Below are 19,367 nucleotides of genomic sequence, written 5' to 3'. Positions count from 1 at the left end.
TTAGGACTCCAGATTCACTCTATCCCCGGATAGATTAGGAGATGAAATCACCAAAAAAGAAACCAAATTTCCGGAACTGTTTTTCACTTTATGAGCTGCCCATGCTTTAATAGTTATTCCTTCCTGTTCCTGCAACACCTGTTCATAATTTTCAAACTCAATAACCAATTGTCCTTGTAAACAATAAAAAAATTGTTCTGTTTTCTGATGATAATGCTTTATCTCACAACTTCCAGCAGGCATCGTTTCATAAATAACACTAAACTGCCCCTCATTTTTTAACCACCATCCATCGCAACCTTGTCCCCATTTAAAATGGAGTGCATTGTTTATTGAGACAGCCTCTTCTCTCACTACAGATTCTAATACATGCGATTTTAGGCTTTGACTTAAGCCGGAGACTGAATCACCATTTAAGAGCCCGATGTCTGTTGTTTCTTGAAATTCTTTACGCAAAAAATAAAAAATAGAATTTTTTTGAAATCCATGCCGCTCAAATTCAAGTTTGAACCCTAATTTTTTATAAAATTCTATTGCCTCCCAATCCATAGTGTTAACTGTTGCAAAAGCGCAGCCTTTCTCACTACCATACTTCAATGCCTTTTGCATGAGTTTTGTTCCCCATCCTTGATGTCTGATGGATTCACTCACCCAAAGATTATCGACATGAAGACCTCCATAGAGTGTTCCGCCACTACAACCACCCACAATGCTATTGTCTGCATCACGAATAAAGCATGCAAAGAAATCTAAAGATTCGAAGCCTCTTTGTTGTTTGGCATACGCCTTAATCCCATTTGTTAATATTTGAACATCATCAGGGTTTGGATTTTCTAAAAACGATAACTTTAAAGTCATTTAATTTATCCCACTGTAGGAGACCAGGCACCATGCTCCACATAACTTGCCTCATCACTGCCTGACCAAGGTGGCATAGTAACGCAAATAAACACTAAATCTGCTGCATCACTTCGATATTGAAAATGTGTTCCCAAGGGAATATCGATGCTGACTCCAGGTGTTAAAGGCGTAATACTCTCTTCATCGTTCAATTTACGCCAAATTGCACCGTCACCAGAAAGGACATGCCAAAATTCAGATACAGTTTTATGACGAACTGCTTTGGAAATTGTTCCTGCTTTCAAAGTACAGTGAGCCATTCCACCTAAATGATTATTCATCAGCAATCGAACTTCAGCACCTGCTGGAGAGATATGTTGATACTCTTTGGGTATTTCTTGTGTATTCATTTATGCCTCTATTAAAACAATGTTCTCATCAGTAGTGGTTATTTCTTTTTTTAAATTTGAATTGTAACGCAAGCATTATCTGCATCTAAAGTAACCACTTTGCCAATTGGAAGAATGCAATTTTGCTTACCGTGCCCATAGGGAAACTCTTTAATGCAAGGTACTTTTAATTTTGAAGCCCATTCATTGATTACATCTTCTACCGTACCATCATGCTGATGCGAGTTCTTACTTTTACAGTGTTCAAATGTACCAAAAATAACGCCAGAAACTTCATCAAAAATTCCTGCTAAATCTAGTTGGGAGAGCATGCCATCAATATTATAGGGCTCGACACCAACGTCTTCTACCAACAAAATACTTTCTTTAAAACTAGGCAGATAAGGTGTGCCCATTAAATTAGTCATCAGAGTTAAATTTCCACCAAGTAAAGGGCCTCGACTAACACCTGCATGAACCTTTATTCCTTTGGAAATTATGTATTCTTGGCCTAATAAAGAAGAAAGTAATGTTTTTTTAACCTGGGTACTCAAATGAATAGTCAAAGTAAATCCTGTATAACTTACTAAGCCACTGTTTTTAAATAGGCCTAATTGCAACGCGGTGGTATCACTAAACCCGAATAATTGTTTTGGGTTTCTCTTAATTAATTCATAGTCTAAAAAAGGTAAAATACGTTGTGAACCTTGTCCGCCTCGGGTTGCAATAATTGCTTTCACTTCAGAATCTTTAAAGAAATCCATCACATCATTGGCACGTTCACTGTCTTTTCCCGCTAAAAATCGTTCTGATGCAAACATATGCTTTGCATACTTTACCTTAAATCCATTCAACTTTAATAAATGAACTCCCGCTTCTATATCCTGTTCCATAATAGGGCTCGACGGTGAAATAAGCCCTACGATATCTCCTTTTTGCAGTGGTGCTGGACATAGAATCTTCATTTATTACCTCAATTATTTTCTGCATTCAAAAACAATACTTTCGTCTTTTTCATCAGGTGGCGCGTTTCGGTCAAATCCTTTAACCATCCGTACATTGCTAAAACCAACCTCAGTAAGCAAATTGTGCAAGAAAGAAGAGTTTTGATAAATGCGAATTTTATATTCCTCTACCTCTGTTTGAATCACACGGTTGTTTTCAATCAACTCGTATTTGCCGATAGAGTAACAAACCTCTTCATTGAGCATGGCTAATTGACTTAATACGATGAGAGTTCCATCTTCTTTGGGCCATCTTGAGCCTCTCCATATACCTAATTCATTAGGAACTGCATAGCGTGTTTCTACTTCAAATACAAAAAGTCCTTTATCTTCTAGGTGCTCATAAATGATTTTTAAGGCTTTTTGGATATCCGCCTTTTCAGTAATGAGACAAAATGAACCACTGGGTATAAAAATCAAAGAGTACTTCTCAGATTGATTTAAATCTTCAATAAAACCATACCAGACTTTTGGATTAAGATTTTTGCTCCTTGCTTTTGCATGCAGTCGCTCAAGCATCGGTTGACTTGCATCAAAGCCCTGAACATCAAATCCTTCTTCAGCCAAAGGCAATAAAAATCGACCCGTACCACACATAGGCTCTAAAATGGTGCCTTTAGCCTCTACAGCATAGCTTCGGTAAAAAGAGTACGCATCTTGTGGCACATTGGGTTTACTTAAATCATATACTTCAGTACACAGGCTCTGATAGGTATCTAGTTTTTTCATGGGTTCCTCTTTAAAATCCAATACCATTAAATATTCATCATAGAAGGTATCATTAATTTTAAGTGCTTTAGGTTCAGTACCATAAATTCGAAACCCTTGCTTTTGATAAAAAGCGCGGGCCACAAAATTGCTCGTAACACAGGTTAAGTGCAATTGAGTAACGCAGGTTTTTGCATGTTGTATCAGGGTCTGAATTAATGCTGTTGCAATACCTTTCCCTCTGTATTCAAGACGAGTATACATACCCCAAAGTACACCACGGTGTTTGGTTTTAAGTGAATTAAGCTTATAGAATCCAGCACAAGACACTAATAAATCATCAACAAAGGCACCTAATACGTATCCTTTACTTAATCCATTTTGAAAATCAGTATCGGACATTAACGCTTCCTCGTCATAAGAAGAGCCAAAGCTTTCTGGTGAGTTGGCCAGAGCCTCTAAACGTATTTCTTTCCATATATTCCAATCCGCATCAAACAATTGTCTAATCTTCACAATATTATCTCCATGACGGTGACAGGATGTCCTTTAAATTCATCCATGCCAATCGTGCGCCAACCAAGACGACTGTAATATTCTGGAATGGTAGGATCAAAAGCAAAAAGATAAAGATTTTTAAACCCTAATGTTTGGGCTTCTTCTTTTACTCGAAGAATAAGCTGTCTTGCAATACCTTGTTTTTGATGGCCTGGCGCTACCACTAACGAGCCTAGCCAGGGAGTTAGTTCAGGACGGATCCCATCATTCACGCGTAAAGAGCACATCCCAACAGGTTTATCTTCATCAAAAGCAACAACAGTGAGCGGTAACTGCTCGATGTTTAAATGATTTCGTAAATTTTCTTCTACACGCGAAGTGGGCACATCAGGAACCCAAATTTTTCCTAATACTTCATGCCAAATCTTAGCAAGCTCTGGAATGCAATCGGAGTGATGTTTTAGATAGGCTATCGTTATCATCTTAATACCTGTAAAAATGAATTATTCCTCTTGGCAAGGCGTGCCTTGATGAAACACCATTTGCCAACGGTTGTGTTTGTATTGCCAGAGCGAAGAACGTAAGGAACTTTTTGAGGCAACAGTAACCTTATAAGTTGCCAACATGACTTCGGGCGACACCTCTAATACTGAAAAGTCATTAACCATATAACTTCGTGACTCTTCTTCTGGAAGAGAATCAAGTAGGTCGTTCTTATTGTAAATTGAACCAGAGGCCCCATACTCGATAAATTTATCAGCAATCAGTAGCTTCAGTTGGGTAATCGATTTTCTCGTTTTCGGATTTAAAAGAGAAGTCTCTAGCTCATAAATCAGTTGGTGTTCTTGTTTCATAGCGATATCCTCATCAAATATCTGGGCTTGTGTTATTCACCATCGAGAAACAGAGCCAGTCCAAAAAAACAAAACGCGGTTTTGAGTAATGCTCTTTACTTAATTTTTGAATTGCTTATTGAGGTAAATAACGCATTAAGTCAACTTTCTTGAGATCGCAATCGATCTAGATGATGAATAATCAATGAATTCACCACTTGTTTATTAAAATCAGGACAAAAACGTGGATAATCACGTTCAAGACCATAAGACCATTTTTCCAAACGTTCATGATCATATTCGATCATGTCTTCAAACAAGTAATCTTCTCCATAAGTTTCTTCACAATGAAGGCCAACTCCTCCATCATAAAGTTCTCCTGAAGGCATGCGCAATGCAATGTGCCAGCACTCTTCATGGGATTTCATCATCACAAAAACAATATGCACTTTATCCTGAAAGCGGTCATTCCAAGCATCAAAAAATAATTTAGCAAACGCGCCACAAGGACCATAATTAATCCTTGGTGTTTCTTCATGAAATCCCAGCAATTGATTTATATCGTTTTTTAAATCATTTAAAACTGTAATTTCTTCTGCATTCACTCATAACTCCCGTAGTATTAAGCTACTTTTTTGATTAAGACACTTTATGTTTAAGCTGAATTTATTGTACCAGATAAATTTCAATTCGTTCTTTACCTTTACCCACATTCGACCTTTTTAACGTAATATAACCCACTTCAGCGGTTGATTTTACATGTGTTCCACCACAAGAAACCTTAGAAAATCCTTCGATTTCCCAATAACGCATTTGACTCTTCTCATCAGAAAATCCAGTGTGAATAAGCATATCTTTTGCAATAATTTGATTGTATTCAAACAAAAGAGAGTCAAAGATATCCGAAATATTGTGCTGATAGCTAAAATCAATTCTAGCCTTATGCTCAGCAATATGAGCACCTATTTTTTCAACGGGCAGCATTCTTTGGACAAGCTCTAAGATTAATTCAGCAGCAAAATGAAGGCGCATCAATTTATAACGACGAACAAAGTCAATTTCCATAAGGACAACATCGCCTTTAGAAAGTCCATGCTCCGCAGGTAATGTATAATAAATCAAGTGATCTTCTATTTCAGAATGAGTGACTATCAGGCCGTTCACGCGGACTGTATCACTTTCCTGACCACCGGAAAACGAAAAACCAATAGTCTCTGCAAAAAGTAGTCGATTCTCATTGACTGACACCACTTTAGTCATTAATTGGCGTTGATAGGGATTATCCCAGAATATTTTTTGCATGACTTACTCTCTAATCTTTACCACCATCCCATTTGTTAGCTGTTTCAATGTTTCAGGAGATAATGAAAACACTGCATTGGGCGTTCCTGCTGCAGCCCAAAGAACTTCATGGCATAACAAATCTTCATCAATAAGAACCGTATCAATAACGTTTTTATGGCCAACGGGAGGAACTCCACCAATCGCAAAACCAGTGATTTCTCGTGTAAAATCTGCATCAGCTTTCCCAATAGGTTCATTGATGAGACTAACAATCAAGCTCTCATTCACACGATTAACACCACTTGCTAATACTAATACTGGCTTGTTGGTTTTTTCTGTGCAAAATAGTAATGACTTCACAATTTGAGCAACACCACATCTTAAAGTATCAGCAGCATCTTTTGCCGTGCGAGTGCTCGAATCAAGTTCTTTGACCTCACACGATATCCCTTTTTGAGATAAAAAATCTTGTATGATTTGCGCGCGTTTACTTAACTTTTTCTCTTTATTCATCGCTTATCACCATCCCATCATCGCCACAAAGAACACTTTCTAGTGAGCTCTGTCACTACGTCCCAATCCCCAAACAAGACAATGCCATAATAAATCAGATCGTTCTCTTTAACCTGTGCCGTTCTTTCAATTTGCTCTTGATAGGACCCAACAGTCATCGTATCGGTAAAATCATTAAAGAGAACATTTTTTGCTAAAGCATTCTGGCGTAATGTTCTAATTTTGTTGGAATTCTCACAAAGAATTATAAAAGGGATTTCTGAAATATACGGGTGAGAGCCTCCGTCTGCATCTCGATAATCGGTTAAACGCAGTTCTTCTGTACCAATCACAGCGCCTAAACCAATACACATATGAGCAAGTGCATTCATTACTTTGCCAGGCTCGATACGTTTGTTAAGCACTGCAACCAGTTTGTTTTTAAAAGGGTGTTCAACCATACAATCCTCCACAATCTACTTCACAATTCGTGCGTTATAACGCATAATAAACCAGTATATACTTGTGCGCTAAAACGCACAAGCTTTTTTTAATAAGGGACATAATGCAAGAAATTTCAAACCGCATTGCAAAAATACTAAAATCATTAAGACAAGATCGAGGTTGGAGCTTAGATAAAACAGCGCTTGAAACGGGCGTTTCTAAAGCGATGCTTGGGCAAATTGAACGCGAAGAGTCAAGCCCAACGATTTCTACCCTATGGAAAATTGCGAGCGGCTTTCAAACCTCCTTTTCATCGTTTATTGAAGACAGTCTGGATGATTCAACCAATCCTATTTATAGAACAGGGCATGCTGAAACTTTGCATCCAGATGATGAAAAAATACGAGTACTTCCTCTGTTTCCTTTTGATGAACAGCTACATTTTGAATTGTTTGTTATTGAGTTATTGCCCGGATGCGAACATCTTTCACCTCCTCATAAACATGGAGTCATTGAGCATGTCATTGTTGTGGATGGAACCATTGAAATTTTGTTAGGTAGGTTCTGGAAATCACTTTCCAAAGGAGAAGGACTGCGTTTTAATGCCAATCAACCGCATGGCTACCGAAATCCAACCAATGAGCTATCGCGCATCCATGATATTATTCATTACCCACCTCAATAGGAGTTCCCTTAATCGGTTATGGCACATAAAACAAAGGGGTTAATGCCATAGTTTTTAAGTCATGAAGCCATTCATCCCCTGGCTTTCCTCCTGGAGCTGTTTCTTCAAACCAGTTGTATTTACACCAGAGGTAGATATCTAAGCTTTTCATTTGCGAAAAATGATTCACTTCTTTTAATTCTTCTGAGCTCAATGGCCGGATTTGCCTATATCCTTCTATAAACCATTCAAACAGTGGTTGCCAGAGAGGCCATGGTTTATTGCATAAGTCCAAAAAAGGTTTGGCAATATCGGCAAGATACCAATGATATACTGGCTCATCAAAATCAATCAGATGAACGCTCTCACCATCATAAAGCACATTTCCAGGACGATGGTCCCCATGGGTTAGGCCAAAATTAGATGAGTCGATTGAAAAAGTTTTGAAGCGTGTCGTAATCGTTTCATATAAATCCTGAATCAAGGACTCTTCTTGACGCGCATAATCCAAAGTCTCACGCCACAAATCTTCCCAAGTTAAAAAGTGATGTTTCTCTGCAACATAACTTTGCGAGGCTTGATGCAATAGCCCTAGAGCCCTTCCCCATGTTAGATAAGCTTTTTTATCTGAATAATCAAAATGCATGATTTGCCCTGGTACCTCCCGGCAAACATGAACAAAAAATTCCAAATCCTCTTGGTGCACAGTTTCAACATCATTTCCTTCTTGAGATACCACCGGTTCACAAATAGGCGTACCACACAAAAATAAATACTTCTGAAAATCAATGGCACTCAAAAGTTCGCGAGCTTTTCGTATTTTTTCATGCGTCATGCGTAGGTAAAATCCTTGTCCATTAGATTCAAATCGATAAACACAGTTAATTTGATTATTGATAAGCTTAAGATGGGTAGGGTTTTTTACCCATTTTTGCGCCGCATGGTTCGCTGTTGTATCCGTAATTTTTTTTAACGTGATCTCCCAAATCATGCTTGAATACCTTTGTTGTTTAGATAATCAGCCCTGGATAATCGATAAAGCACATGTCGTCTCAAGGGACTATTAGGCTCCAATTTGGGATGGTCAAAATCATCCTTGGTATTGTGATGTAAACCAATTTTTTCCATAACACGTCTTGAAGCTAGATTATTCACTGTTGTAAATGAAACTACTTCGGGAATATTTAAAGAGGTAAAGGCATAATGCAAAACTGCTTTTGCTCCTTCCGTAGCATAACCCTGATTCCAATGTGTTGAGGAAAGTCTCCAGCCGATTTCAACAGAGGGAGTAAAGTCCGCTTCAAAAGAAGGGGTCATTAACCCTAAAAATCCTATCATTTCCCCTGTACTTTTCAGTTCAACAGCATACAAAGAAAATCCCTTCTCTTTATAATGTGCAATAATCCGCTCAATGCCTGCTTTTGTAGCACTCTTACTCCCTATTCCTGGTAAAAATTGGCATACTTTTTTGTCTTGATCAATAAGTGCCATAGGATCAAGATCAGCTTCCTGCCATGTTCGTAAAATCAGACGGGGAGTTTCAAGAATATTCATGGGACCCTCTATAAGTAAGCATGTTTATCATGAGTAGGTAATTGGGATCTTCACTGTATTGCGTGGGAACAAAACCAGCCTTTTGATAGCACGCTATGGCTTGTTCGTTTCCAATTTGAGGATCAACGACAACGGCTTTAAATCTGTAGAGTTGTTTTGCAATAAAATGCCTTATAATTTGTCTACCCAACCCTACTCCACGACACGATGGCTCTGCAATAAAAAGGTCGATACCAGCCAATTGTTCAGGTGTAGCCTTGTCAAACAAGGAAGCATTATGTCCTGAAATTCCTTCGGGTAAATGGTCGGCAAGACAGTAATATTGAATAAAACCAATTGGTTTTTGATCCAAATAAATAATAAAACTCGGGACTGGATCCATGCCTTCAATGCGGGGTAAGTACTTTGCCCTAATATCTTCCAAAGAAAACTGTTGATTTCGTGCATACCCTTGTTTCACTGTAGGCTCTGCAAACCATTGGGTCATTAAGTTCAAATCTTTTTGACTCAATGGTTTAAATTCCAGATTCTGATTTTTACTCCCATAAACTAAGGAAGTCCAATCCAAAATACAACGCGCTGACTCCTCTGCTGAAAGGAGGCTCACATCTAGAGTCATTTCATACGGCTCTTTGCTAAAATAAACGTCTTCTTCAAACAATCTTTTTGTAATAAGCGCCTCATCTTGTGTTTTAAAATAGCCTTTTCTATCTGAGTCTTTTAAGCGTTTAACAAGCTCTGCACCATTACAAATCAGTCGGATAGGAACAAACACAGCTCCCCGTTTTTGAGCAACGGTTTGTACTTGATTAAAAAATTCCTGATGCCAAGAATTATTCGCTAAGAGCTCATAGGTAATAACAAAGCTCGCTTCTTTAGAGCAAACCGCAGTCATCGTATCAAAAATCACATCACGAGCTTTGTTAAGCGCTGCCCATCCTTTATCATCAAGAGACCAAAATACTTGAGCATCGTTACCTAAAAGTTTTAGAACCGGATCGATCCAAGCATGGTGATGCGCTAATCGAAACTGAGGGGCCAGCGTTGTAATTGCCTCGCCTATGGTTTTTTTACCGGTACCTGCAATACCCATCAAGAGTATTATCATATTCGTCGGCATCATTTATTAAAATCCTGTCACAATACTTTACTCTTCTTTATGTTTAAGCACACGCATCAAGTGCGCCACATCATATGGGCTACGGAGTTCAATGAATTTCACTTTTGGATATTGGTTCTTTAAGACATTTAATAAAGGGTTAATCCGTTGTTCATAGTTCCACATATAACTTAATAGCGACCATCGGACCGTTTCATTGCAACCAGCGGCTCTATCATCAATTTCTGAAGCCTTATAAAACAAGCGCTTAAATACCCGCCAATAACATAGCCACTTGGGTAAATTAAAGTACAAGCACATATCGGCTTCGCGATAACGTATCTCAAATGATTTGCTGGAATTACCATCAATAATCCAGCAAGGCTTAGCAGCTAATTCTTTTTGGAGTGACAAAAAATTCTCATATTCTCGTGGCACCCAATCGGCAATAAAAAAATATTTATCTAAATGGAACAATGGAATATTTAGACTCTTTTGCAACATAACAGAAAAAGTGGACTTGCCACTTCCTGGTCTACCAATAATCATGATACGTTGTAACTTTATCATTTCATTCAGAGTTTAATTTACAGTTTTCTTTTCTTATAGATGCAAATGATTGTTGTATTCATCCGCTACACTATCTAAAACGTTAAGTAGTCTGTTCTTCACTTAACTGTTTAAGTACAGTTTTTATCGTGGCATGAGAAAAACCTCGACCACTTAAGAAACGAGCCAATTTTGTATTTATTGCCTCATCTGTCTCATTCTTAAATCCACGCATTTTTTTCCGAGCTTCATCCAGGGCGCGAACATCTTCCAGTTCAATATGTTCTAAGACTTGCTCAATCACTTCTTCTTTAACGCCCTTCTGTTTTAATATTTCTTGAATAAAACGGTTTCCTTTATGGATATAACGGGCACTTAATGATTCAGCCAAACGATTATCATTAATTAAATGTAATTCCCGAAGGCGAGCTAGGGTTGCATGAATCTGAGCATCTAACTCGGGCACATGCGAAAAATCCCTCTCCAATTGCCTTATGAGTTCTATTTCACTGCAATAATGATTCGAAAGATATTTTATTGCTGCATCGATGAGTGTATTCATACTAAAGTTCTACTATAAACCACAATTTTATTTTTGCTTTTGCCAAGACAGCCTGATTTATTTAGAATACCATTATAACAGGAAAATATTGAGTCTTTTATGCCAAAAGAAGGAAAGGCCAGAGTCTTAAGTGAAGCGGAGTTTAAGCGACTGCTTATTGTTGCCAAAGATGGGCAATTCGCTATAAGAAATAGCGCCCTTGTGTATTGTTCTTTTGGTCTTGGATTGCGAGTGAAAGAAATCGCCTCTCTCACTATTGCAGATGTAGCCGATTACAACTATCAATTACTTGAAGAGATTTGTTTGAAGCGCTCAATGACCAAAGGTGAAAAGCAACGTTACGCTTATCTTGCCAATGAAAAAATCCGCAAAGCACTCCAAGCACATCTCGATACCCTAAAACATGTTGCACGAGACAAACCCTTATTTCAGACCCAACGTAAAAGTCGCTTTACACCCAATAGTTTGCAAAAATGGTTCAAGTCACTTTATGATAAAGCAGGAATCATTGGGGCAAGCTCCCATTCTGGTCGACGTACTTTCATTACCCGATTAATTGAACAAGGCGCGGATATTAAAGCAGTCTCACGTCTTGCAGGTCATGCTAACATTGTGACTACCGCAATTTATGTTGAAGACAATCCTGATCGCCTAAAACGCATTGCTAATTTGGCTATTTTCTAAATGACGCTCTGGTTTATTACTTTACCCTGGTTACACTATTTGGATTTTACCTACAAAGAAGTCTACCATGAGGCACGCTTTGAGAAAGACAAACGCTATTATGTGCTTCGTCTAGAGAAAGATTTACTGGATGATTGGACAATCACCGCCATTAATGGAAGAATAAAATCTAAGTTGGGACAAAGAAGAACATTAGCTTTTTCAACGTACACAAATGCGTTTGCTCAATTCTTAAGCATGATAAAAATCCGTTATCAGCATAATTATCGACTTAAAACTTTGTATAGTGAAAATATTTTTTCCCTTCACAATATGCTGTTTCTTTTAATATCACAAAAATATACTAATAAAACCAATACCAAAAGGAAGAAAAAACCAAGGTCCGAATTGAGTCAAAATAATTGCTCCACGACTGTTCACAACAACTTATCTCATACAACAGCATTCCAACTTGACTTACTTTTTAATTTCTAAAAGAAAAGTGGTTATTAAATAATCAGATCGATTTAAGCACGCTTTAATAGTGATTAGAAAGAAGATGATCTTTTGCCACACTTTACCATTCGACGTAGTCCAATCGTCTCTTGAAAGTAAAATTTGGAGGTCGTTTTTTTCCGGTATACCAGTAAAATTATAACTACAGGCTCAAGGCAAACAACTTCCAATTTTTCCACATAGTTATCCACTAATTTTGTGAATAAAAAATAGCCCTACCCTTCCACCTTAAGATGGGCCATTAACCAATCTGCTTCCTCTAAAGAGTCAAAACTTATCACCACCCTACCTTTTCCTCCATCATTAAAATGCATGTTAACTTTTGATGAAAGTTTTTTCGACAATTGTGCCATCCAATCTTTCGTTTTTTGTTCAAATTGATGATTTAGAAAAAACTCCTGTTTATCTTCTGGCCTATTTAAGCGCTGAACCAATTTTTCAGTTTCCCTAACAGATAAAGACTTACTAGTAATTATTTTTGCTGTTTCTACTTGTTGTACATTCGACAAACTTAATAAAGCTCTAGCATGTCCCATTTCTAATAATCCCGTTTTTAACATTTCTTTTACTTCATCTGTGAGAGTAAGCAATCTAAGAAGATTAGTAACCGTTGTTCGAGATCTACCTAAAGTTTCAGCAACTTCACCATGCGTCATGTAACACTCTTCTATTAATCGCTGTATAGCTTGCGCTTCTTCCAATGGGTTTAAATCTTCTCTTTGAATATTTTCAATTAAAGATACTGCCATCCCATTTGCTTTATTGTATTTTCTAATGATTGCAGGGATTTTTTCTAATCCAACTATTTTAGCTGCGCGCCAACGCCGTTCACCTGCAATAATTTGATATTCATTCCTATTATGATCTATTTCTTTGACAAGAATAGGCTGTATAATCCCATGCTGCCGAATTGATGAAGCCAATTCTTCTAGTGAAGCATCGCTAAAAAACTTTCTAGCCTGATTTTGATCTGGATAAATTTTTGATAAACACAGATCAATTGCTTCCAAGGACTGGAGCTCATTCTTTAGATTGATTGGTTCAAAGGCCGGAAATTTCATATTAAACCGCCTCCATTTTAATTGGCTTCTCTAAATAATGTTGCTTTAATTTTTCTTGGGCTTCTAGAACAAATTTCTGCATGTTTTTAACATGCTCTTGGTTATCTCCAGCTTTAGTATATCCTGATAGTTTTTCCCAATGATTGAGTTCTGCCTGTAAAGCGAATAATTTCTTTTCCCACTCAGCTTCATCATTAGATGCTTTTTCTTGAGAAACTTCTGGCTTAGGTTCTTCCTTAAATTTATAATCGTGTTTTAAGGCGCTAATAAAATATGGGATAGGATAAAAACCTGTCCGCTCTTTTTTTGCATATTTCTTGGTATAGTTAATCTTCTCTTGAATATACTCTTCTGAGTAGTTATTTATAATATTTTCTAATATTGACTCATTTAATATGCCAAAAGTTGATTTTATTTCTTTATGTATCTGCTCATTTTCACGATCAATACAGCTGACTTCTGATATTATTGTATTTTTTTTGTTCTTAACTAGAACCTCAAATCCAGTAATTTTTCTACCAACTCTTATTGGATCCAAGCTAACAGCAAAATTAGCTCGATCATTAACCTCTTCTAATGAGGGCGAAATGACATTTCTTGTAAGTTCCCGCATACTTGGATATTTATCTTCAGGAACTCCTAAAATTTTTCTAAATGTATCTAATGAAATAATTTTATTTTTTTGTAAGTTAATAAACCGTGTACTATTTTCATAAAGAGCATGACCATATTTCGATTCAAATTCAGATTGCAGATCAACGTCGATTGTACCGTATATAGATGGATTAACTAGTAAATCAAGCATGATTTTATGAAAAGAAAAATTGATGGTATTATCTTGATAGAACGTAGGCGCACCATGTAAAACTCGTAAATTTAAAAACGAGATATCTGTAGGTACCTTATCTTTCAATAAATTCCATTCTATTTTTAATGATGCCAACCCATCAATGGACTCTTTTAGATATTGGGTATTATTACTATTAAACTTGACTGCTTTTAACAGCTTAGAAAAAGGCATATTACATTCGACAGCGACCGAATTTTGATGGTTATTTATGCGACCATCTCCTTTTATTGCTTCATACAAAAGCACATTGACAATTTTCCGTTGCAATACACTCATTAAAGAGTATGCATGAATAATTGTTACATGTTTACGTATTGTTTTTTCAGCGAACATTACCCATTCCGTTTGGCCTTTTTTCTTATTTTTTCCTCATCATTCTACTCAAAATAGCAGCGCGTATTATGGCAGTTTGAGGGCCTCTTATATCAGGATATTCCTTTACAACTTCATTTCTCATATCAGAAAAAAAACATCGTTGCTTAAATGTCATATAAATTTTATCAAATACGAAATTTTCACTATTCCCTTCTGCATTGAGTACCATTTCTTTGTAATCAGGATTTTCCTTTAACATTATGATGGCTTCGTTTACCCAATCAGTTTTCTTTTTTAAATTATATTTTTCAGAATTTAACAGAATTTCTCTGAGTGACTCTTTAATTTCTTTATTAATAGTAAATGTAATAATTTTCTTATCGTCTTCATTATTATTGAGTTTCAGCTTATTCATTTTAATCACACTTCCTGAGCAATTAGAGGAATTATTTTTTTAAAGCACTCCTCAACTGACTTACCATTATTCCATTGGACATTATTGCTTAACATATTCATTTGCTCGACGATGCTCTCGTGTAGAATGTTGCTTGAAACTAAGGCATCAAAGATAATTTTGGCAATATTGGGTTTTACCTTACCTAAACTAACATTTAATTGTTTACGTCCTCTTATTTCTTTTTTTGTAACTAACGAAAATTCAAGTTCTTTTTTTAGCTTTACAATTGCATCAAAGGATAGATTTTCTATGGCTGCCTTTAAGAGAACTTGTTGATGTTCTGCGTTTTCAACTGAAATAATTAATTCAATTAATTTTACATTCTCTATTTTTCCTTCAGCAATCGCCTGCTTTATCTCTGGACTAGCTTGCAAAATCAGAATATATCTTCGAGATTGTGTTATAGACATTCCCGTTAAATCACTTAATACTTTTGATGTTATTTTCTCGCTATCACTTTTTTCTTTATTTTCGTTTAAATACTCTTTAACAATAGCCTCAATACTCGCAACTCTTTCAGCCAGAGATAAGTCTACACGCTCATTATTCTCAATCCACTGTAGAACTCTTAACTTTGAACCAACAGGTCGTTGACTTGCAATTCTTGCTATAATTTCCTTTTTACCGGCAATCGCTGAGGCCAAGGTTCTACGTTCACCAGCGATTAAACGACATTTGTTCCCAAATCTGTATACAAATATGGGGTTAATTAACTGATCATCTAGTATAGTTTTTGCTAATGACTCAAGCGATTTCCAATCATTTTTCTTTTTTGTATATTCAGGATCAGAGGGATCTATTCCATTTATTGCATCATGAAGTGTTAGTGCTAGTTCACGATTGTTTTCCGGATCAAGTTCTATTTTATCTAAGGACAATACTTCTATTGACAGTTCCCCAGCATAATCATTGGCAATTGCCAGTGTTCTTGATATGGCATCCTTTGTCTCTCCAGTTTTAACTGAATTCAGTTTGAATTTACTAACCATAGGAAGCCTCCTTTTCTTCTATTTTGTTGTATACATTATGAAATACCCTGTCATATACATAAGAGCACCATTTCTCACTTTCAATTCTAGCGAGATGTGTTTGTGGTAAGTTAAATACACAATTAGGTTTTGCATCCTCTACTACCAATTCTGAATAAATGGTTCTTTGGGCTATAGGAGGTAATAACCATTCTTCTGATTTTTCTATTGAACGCAAATCATTAAGGAACTTAGTATGTACTGCTGTTTTACGAACTTGGTTAGGTAAAATTCCCGCTATTTTAATAGTATCGTCTTTCACTCTTCTAAGTTGCTCTTGTGAAATTGCTTGGATCATGCCTATGGTTCCATTAATACCATATTGTTCAAGTTCAGTTGGCAATAGTCCATGAGTTGCTGCTCGCAACCCTGCCATTGTTAGTGGGCCAAACTGTGGATTCGTATCAATAATAACAAATTGGTAATCACTGTGGGTTGATAGCATTTCGGTAAATTCTTTAAGACGATTTATAACCTTTTCTTTTACATCAACTTTTAGAACACGTTGTGCATCTTCCAATAATGAAGCAAAAGAAGGAAAACAATGTAAATTGTCAACCCATGTTGGATATGGATAAATAGATTTACCTATGAATATATCTGCAATACTACTAACTCCATCCCAATGAGGATCATCTTCTGGTAAGTTGTTTGGATCCCACTCTGGATGTGCTTTAGGCATGTAACCAGTTGGGTGAGCTGGATCTCTTGTAGTCGGAATTAAGCTAGATGAAGAGTTGCCTTGTGGGTCTAAATCGATAAAGGCCCCTTTCATGTTTTTACATTTAGCTAGATATTGTGCAAGAGTGAGAGCAATAGTTGATTTGCCAATCCCTCCTTTGTTTCCGGCTGTTGTAATTACTTTCATCCATCCCCCTTTGCAATAAGGTGCTTTGTACTATTTTTTTAGACTAACTTTATTGAAACAAATTTGCAAGCGGTAATTTGTACTATTCATCTTAATTCTAAAAAAAGGAAAATATATATCTTTTTTCTTCTATTCATAAGTTCATCAAATAAAAACATCATAACCATATGATTTTAAATGATTTATATAAGAGCTATTGTGTATTTATTTGGGATTGATAGTGTAGGTTTATGAGTTTTTGTGTGTAGTAATATGGGGATTAATGGGACTTAAAATTTCATGTGTGGCTTTATGGGAGGTCATGGTGTAGGTATATGGTAATGGTGTAGCTTTATGGGGTGTTTTTAGCTTTTATCCACATTTTCTAATGTCGGAAACTTCTGACAGATACTGGATTTTTACTCTAGTACCTTTAAAATTTTGATTAGTATCTCGCATTGTGAATTTTTGTAAAATAATTATTCCAGCGTTTTGTGCGCGTTTATACTAACCGCCCAACTATCAAATAGATGTGTTTATCTTGAAGACAGAGTAATATTGCAAAAGTTACATTAAATTATACTTTTTGCATTTTTACGAGTAAGTTATTGACTTATTTTGATAATATCCTAAATTCGAGAATGGATATAAGATAATGTTATTTTCATGTTTTAGATATCATTTTTAATTGTAATAAATTACTTTCTATAAATAGAGCATCTCATTATCTGATGAATGACGGCTCCTTTAGTAAGCTAAATGTCAAAAATAAAAGAACTGTTTTCCCATCTGCGCCAGTGTATATGATTAATTCATATTTAGAATATTGATTGTTAAGCAATATATGTTGGTAATATTAGTCTTCGTATAGAGTTATCTGTTTTATCTATCTTTACCCATGGCGAAGAATATATTGTTTGGCTGAGATTTGTGTTTTTGATTAAGTGGACAAATCTTTTTTATAGCTATGCGCTTATTATCAAGATAAATGGTTGTGTCGTTTGTTATTTTTCAATAACCTATTTAACAATAGTCCTATATCTCTCAGGGCATTATATTAAATCTTTTATTTTGATGGAATAGATGGATTTCTCTACTAAATTTATTCTCCTAATTTAATCAGGCTTTTTAATGTTGAAGCAATGGCTATTACATTAATCCTAGAAAAAGCAGTTCAATCGTAACGTGAGGCTTTAGTGTGCTAAATTTTAAAGGGTTTGTGATGCTCTTAATTGTCTTTGATATTTTTTTGTTTTGGGCCGTTTGAATTTTATTAAATTTAATCCTGGATCTGTTTTAATGGCACTTTAAATTTCACGGGACCACTGTTATGGATTATCGATTTAATAAATTGTCCCCGGGGGATAATATCGTTAACTCATTGATTATAAATAATAAAAATATAATTAATTCTTTAATTAACGGTTGTGGAATGGTGTAGATTTATGAGAAAGAAAATTCTAGAGTAAATTGAAGAAGATTAACAAGAAAGGATTCTAACTTAATCGGAAAAACATAAATCTCAATAACTTAAGTGATTAAATATAAAATTTGGGAGGAAAAAACTTGAAGAATCATTTATTATACAGGGCGACATCCATGTTAATTATTTTTTCTTAACAGCAATACATTATAATTAAAGGTCTGAAATATTGGCAACTTATCATGGGTGATGCAATTGTGGCTGTAACGTAGAGGAATTACTATATGACTATTATTGATGCAAGACCTACCTGTTTTTATCATCCGATAAAAGTCATTTTTTTAGATGATAACAGAGCATTTTTGGATGCGTTAGATTTAGAATTTGGCCAAAAGTTTAATATACTAACACTTACAAGCTCAGATATGGCTTTTCATCTTATTGATAACGATTGTCAAGATATCACCCAATCAATTTTCAAATTAATGAATGATGTGAATTTAGATACTACTAATGATCGAGTTATTGGCTTTGATGTTAGTAACATGTTAAATCAGCTTTATCATAAAGCAAGGTTTGAGAATGCACCATTGTTAGTTGTGGACTATCAAATGCCCGGTATTAACGGAATTGAATTTTGCAAAAAAATTAAAGAGAAAAAAATCTTTAAAATTATGCTAACGGCTGAAGCAGATAAAGATACTGCGATAAAAGCTTTCAATCACGGTTTAATTGATAAATTTATACTCAAGACAAGTGAAAATCTATATCCAGAAATTACATTAGCTGTGGATGACCTAACTCAGCGCTATTTCAGAGAGTTAACAAAAAATATAGTTAATGCGTATGAAAACTCCATTAATAATTTATTTGATAATGAATTATATCAAAAATTATTTGCTAGTGTTCTAATACAAGCACAGGCTGTTGAGTATTATCTAGTTGATAACTCAGGTAGTTTTTTATTTCTTGACAAAGACGCCAAACCTACATGGCTTATCCTTAGACACGTAAAAGAGCTGTCAGATCAATTAGATTTAATGCGGGGATATGAGCTACCCGAACAGACCATGGCCGCTGTTACAAAAAAAGAGAAAATATTATTCTTGTTATCAGAAAAAGAATATAAAAAACCAATAGCTGAGTGGATTAACTATTTATTTGATGCGCAAAAGCTAGATAACAATTACTACTACAGTATTACCAAAGATCATTTAACTGATTCTATAGATTGGGGAAGGGTGGTTTCATATTCCTCATATCTAGCAGAGAGATAATTTGTCACAA

At 35.8% G+C, this 19,367-nt stretch carries 24 protein-coding genes and 1 pseudogene; 4 read left to right on the top strand and 21 right to left on the bottom strand.

The window, feature by feature from the left end:
- The 11 genes and pseudogenes from Lgra_RS00420 to Lgra_RS00375 form a co-directional block, all read right to left on the bottom strand.
- Positions 1–858: a GNAT family N-acetyltransferase gene (locus tag Lgra_RS00420; protein ID WP_014845039.1), complete on the bottom strand. Its 858-nt coding sequence runs from the start codon at positions 856–858 to the stop codon at positions 1–3.
- Positions 859–863: 5 nt separating this feature from the next.
- Positions 864–1,250 (bottom strand): cupin domain-containing protein, encoded by a 387-nt coding sequence (locus Lgra_RS00415; protein ID WP_014845038.1) that lies wholly within the window; start codon positions 1,248–1,250, stop codon positions 864–866.
- A 50-nt stretch (positions 1,251–1,300) separates the two neighbouring features.
- On the bottom strand, positions 1,301–2,194 hold the full coding sequence (locus tag Lgra_RS00410) for a S66 peptidase family protein (RefSeq protein ID WP_014845037.1): 894 nt from the start codon (positions 2,192–2,194) through the stop codon (positions 1,301–1,303).
- Between the two features lie 12 nt (positions 2,195–2,206).
- Entirely contained in the window at positions 2,207–2,962 is a 756-nt protein-coding gene (locus Lgra_RS18140) for a class I SAM-dependent DNA methyltransferase (protein WP_029489094.1), read from the bottom strand.
- Between the two features lie 42 nt (positions 2,963–3,004).
- A pseudogene (locus tag Lgra_RS18135) lies at positions 3,005–3,457 on the bottom strand (N-acetyltransferase family protein); the annotation flags it as partial.
- The gene (locus Lgra_RS00400; protein WP_014845035.1) at positions 3,454–3,921 is read right to left on the bottom strand and encodes a GNAT family N-acetyltransferase; all 468 of its coding nucleotides are present in this window, start codon (positions 3,919–3,921) and stop codon (positions 3,454–3,456) included. The gene Lgra_RS00400 and the pseudogene Lgra_RS18135, both read right to left, overlap by 4 nt.
- A gap of 21 nt (positions 3,922–3,942) precedes the next feature.
- On the bottom strand, positions 3,943–4,293 hold the full coding sequence (locus Lgra_RS00395; protein WP_014845034.1) for a nuclear transport factor 2 family protein: 351 nt from the start codon (positions 4,291–4,293) through the stop codon (positions 3,943–3,945).
- Positions 4,294–4,433: 140 nt separating this feature from the next.
- Positions 4,434–4,877, bottom strand: coding sequence for a hypothetical protein (locus Lgra_RS00390; RefSeq protein ID WP_014845033.1), 444 nt, complete (start codon positions 4,875–4,877; stop codon positions 4,434–4,436).
- A 61-nt stretch (positions 4,878–4,938) separates the two neighbouring features.
- Positions 4,939–5,574, bottom strand: coding sequence for an alanyl-tRNA editing protein (locus tag Lgra_RS00385; RefSeq protein ID WP_014845032.1), 636 nt, complete (start codon positions 5,572–5,574; stop codon positions 4,939–4,941).
- 3 nt (positions 5,575–5,577) lie between these two features.
- Positions 5,578–6,069 (bottom strand): YbaK/EbsC family protein, encoded by a 492-nt coding sequence (locus tag Lgra_RS00380; RefSeq protein WP_014845031.1) that lies wholly within the window; start codon positions 6,067–6,069, stop codon positions 5,578–5,580.
- Between the two features lie 17 nt (positions 6,070–6,086).
- Positions 6,087–6,509, bottom strand: coding sequence for a DUF2000 domain-containing protein (locus Lgra_RS00375; RefSeq protein WP_014845030.1), 423 nt, complete (start codon positions 6,507–6,509; stop codon positions 6,087–6,089).
- A 104-nt stretch (positions 6,510–6,613) separates the two neighbouring features.
- On the opposite strand from Lgra_RS00375, the gene Lgra_RS00370 reads away from it, so the two are divergent.
- A complete protein-coding gene (locus Lgra_RS00370; RefSeq protein ID WP_014845029.1) occupies positions 6,614–7,177 on the top strand; it encodes a helix-turn-helix domain-containing protein in 564 nt (187 codons plus the stop codon).
- 16 nt (positions 7,178–7,193) lie between these two features.
- Here Lgra_RS00370 and Lgra_RS00365 read toward each other — a convergent pair whose 3' ends face one another.
- The 5 genes from Lgra_RS00365 to Lgra_RS00345 form a co-directional block, all read right to left on the bottom strand.
- The gene (locus tag Lgra_RS00365; protein ID WP_014845028.1) at positions 7,194–8,147 is read right to left on the bottom strand and encodes a phosphotransferase enzyme family protein; all 954 of its coding nucleotides are present in this window, start codon (positions 8,145–8,147) and stop codon (positions 7,194–7,196) included.
- A complete protein-coding gene (locus Lgra_RS00360; RefSeq protein ID WP_014845027.1) occupies positions 8,144–8,710 on the bottom strand; it encodes a GNAT family N-acetyltransferase in 567 nt (188 codons plus the stop codon). Before Lgra_RS00360 ends, Lgra_RS00365 begins: the two co-directional genes overlap by 4 nt.
- On the bottom strand, positions 8,697–9,833 hold the full coding sequence (locus Lgra_RS17285) for a GNAT family N-acetyltransferase (RefSeq protein WP_014845026.1): 1,137 nt from the start codon (positions 9,831–9,833) through the stop codon (positions 8,697–8,699). The genes Lgra_RS00360 and Lgra_RS17285 overlap by 14 nt, the downstream gene beginning before the upstream one ends.
- Before the next feature lie 24 nt (positions 9,834–9,857).
- Positions 9,858–10,379, bottom strand: a complete 522-nt coding sequence (locus Lgra_RS00350; protein ID WP_014845025.1) for a P-loop NTPase family protein — start codon at positions 10,377–10,379, stop codon at positions 9,858–9,860.
- A gap of 82 nt (positions 10,380–10,461) precedes the next feature.
- Positions 10,462–10,920, bottom strand: a complete 459-nt coding sequence (locus Lgra_RS00345; RefSeq protein WP_014845024.1) for a regulatory protein RecX — start codon at positions 10,918–10,920, stop codon at positions 10,462–10,464.
- A gap of 99 nt (positions 10,921–11,019) precedes the next feature.
- Here Lgra_RS00345 and Lgra_RS00340 point away from each other — a divergent pair, with 99 nt between their 5' ends.
- Both Lgra_RS00340 and Lgra_RS00335 read left to right on the top strand, forming a co-directional pair.
- Complete coding sequence (locus Lgra_RS00340) at positions 11,020–11,604, top strand: tyrosine-type recombinase/integrase (protein WP_014845023.1); 585 nt, start codon at positions 11,020–11,022, stop codon at positions 11,602–11,604.
- Complete coding sequence (locus Lgra_RS00335; protein WP_014845022.1) at positions 11,605–12,078, top strand: hypothetical protein; 474 nt, start codon at positions 11,605–11,607, stop codon at positions 12,076–12,078. It begins immediately after the preceding gene.
- A gap of 236 nt (positions 12,079–12,314) precedes the next feature.
- On the opposite strand, the gene Lgra_RS00330 is transcribed toward Lgra_RS00335, so the two are convergent.
- Genes Lgra_RS00330 through Lgra_RS00310 form a run of 5 tightly spaced genes read right to left on the bottom strand, consistent with a single transcriptional unit; the run spans position 12,315 to position 16,678 of the window.
- Positions 12,315–13,160: a ParB/RepB/Spo0J family partition protein gene (locus Lgra_RS00330; RefSeq protein ID WP_014845021.1), complete on the bottom strand. Its 846-nt coding sequence runs from the start codon at positions 13,158–13,160 to the stop codon at positions 12,315–12,317.
- 1 nt (position 13,161) lies between these two features.
- On the bottom strand, positions 13,162–14,343 hold the full coding sequence (locus Lgra_RS00325; protein ID WP_014845020.1) for a replication initiation protein: 1,182 nt from the start codon (positions 14,341–14,343) through the stop codon (positions 13,162–13,164).
- Between the two features lie 25 nt (positions 14,344–14,368).
- Positions 14,369–14,740, bottom strand: coding sequence for a hypothetical protein (locus Lgra_RS00320; protein ID WP_010655311.1), 372 nt, complete (start codon positions 14,738–14,740; stop codon positions 14,369–14,371).
- A gap of 5 nt (positions 14,741–14,745) precedes the next feature.
- The gene (locus Lgra_RS00315; protein ID WP_014845018.1) at positions 14,746–15,771 is read right to left on the bottom strand and encodes a ParB/RepB/Spo0J family partition protein; all 1,026 of its coding nucleotides are present in this window, start codon (positions 15,769–15,771) and stop codon (positions 14,746–14,748) included.
- A complete protein-coding gene (locus Lgra_RS00310) occupies positions 15,764–16,678 on the bottom strand; it encodes a ParA family protein (RefSeq protein WP_010655313.1) in 915 nt (304 codons plus the stop codon). The genes Lgra_RS00315 and Lgra_RS00310 overlap by 8 nt, the downstream gene beginning before the upstream one ends.
- Before the next feature lie 1,686 nt (positions 16,679–18,364).
- On the opposite strand from Lgra_RS00310, the gene Lgra_RS00305 reads away from it, so the two are divergent.
- Positions 18,365–19,357 (top strand): response regulator, encoded by a 993-nt coding sequence (locus Lgra_RS00305; protein WP_014845164.1) that lies wholly within the window; start codon positions 18,365–18,367, stop codon positions 19,355–19,357.
- The last annotated feature ends 10 nt before the right edge of the window (positions 19,358–19,367 follow it).

The organism is Legionella gratiana (assembly GCF_001467695.1).
Lineage (GTDB): Bacteria > Pseudomonadota > Gammaproteobacteria > Legionellales > Legionellaceae > Legionella > Legionella gratiana.
The sequence above is the reverse complement of the archived record's forward strand: the minus strand, read 5'-3'. Positions and strand labels throughout refer to the sequence as shown.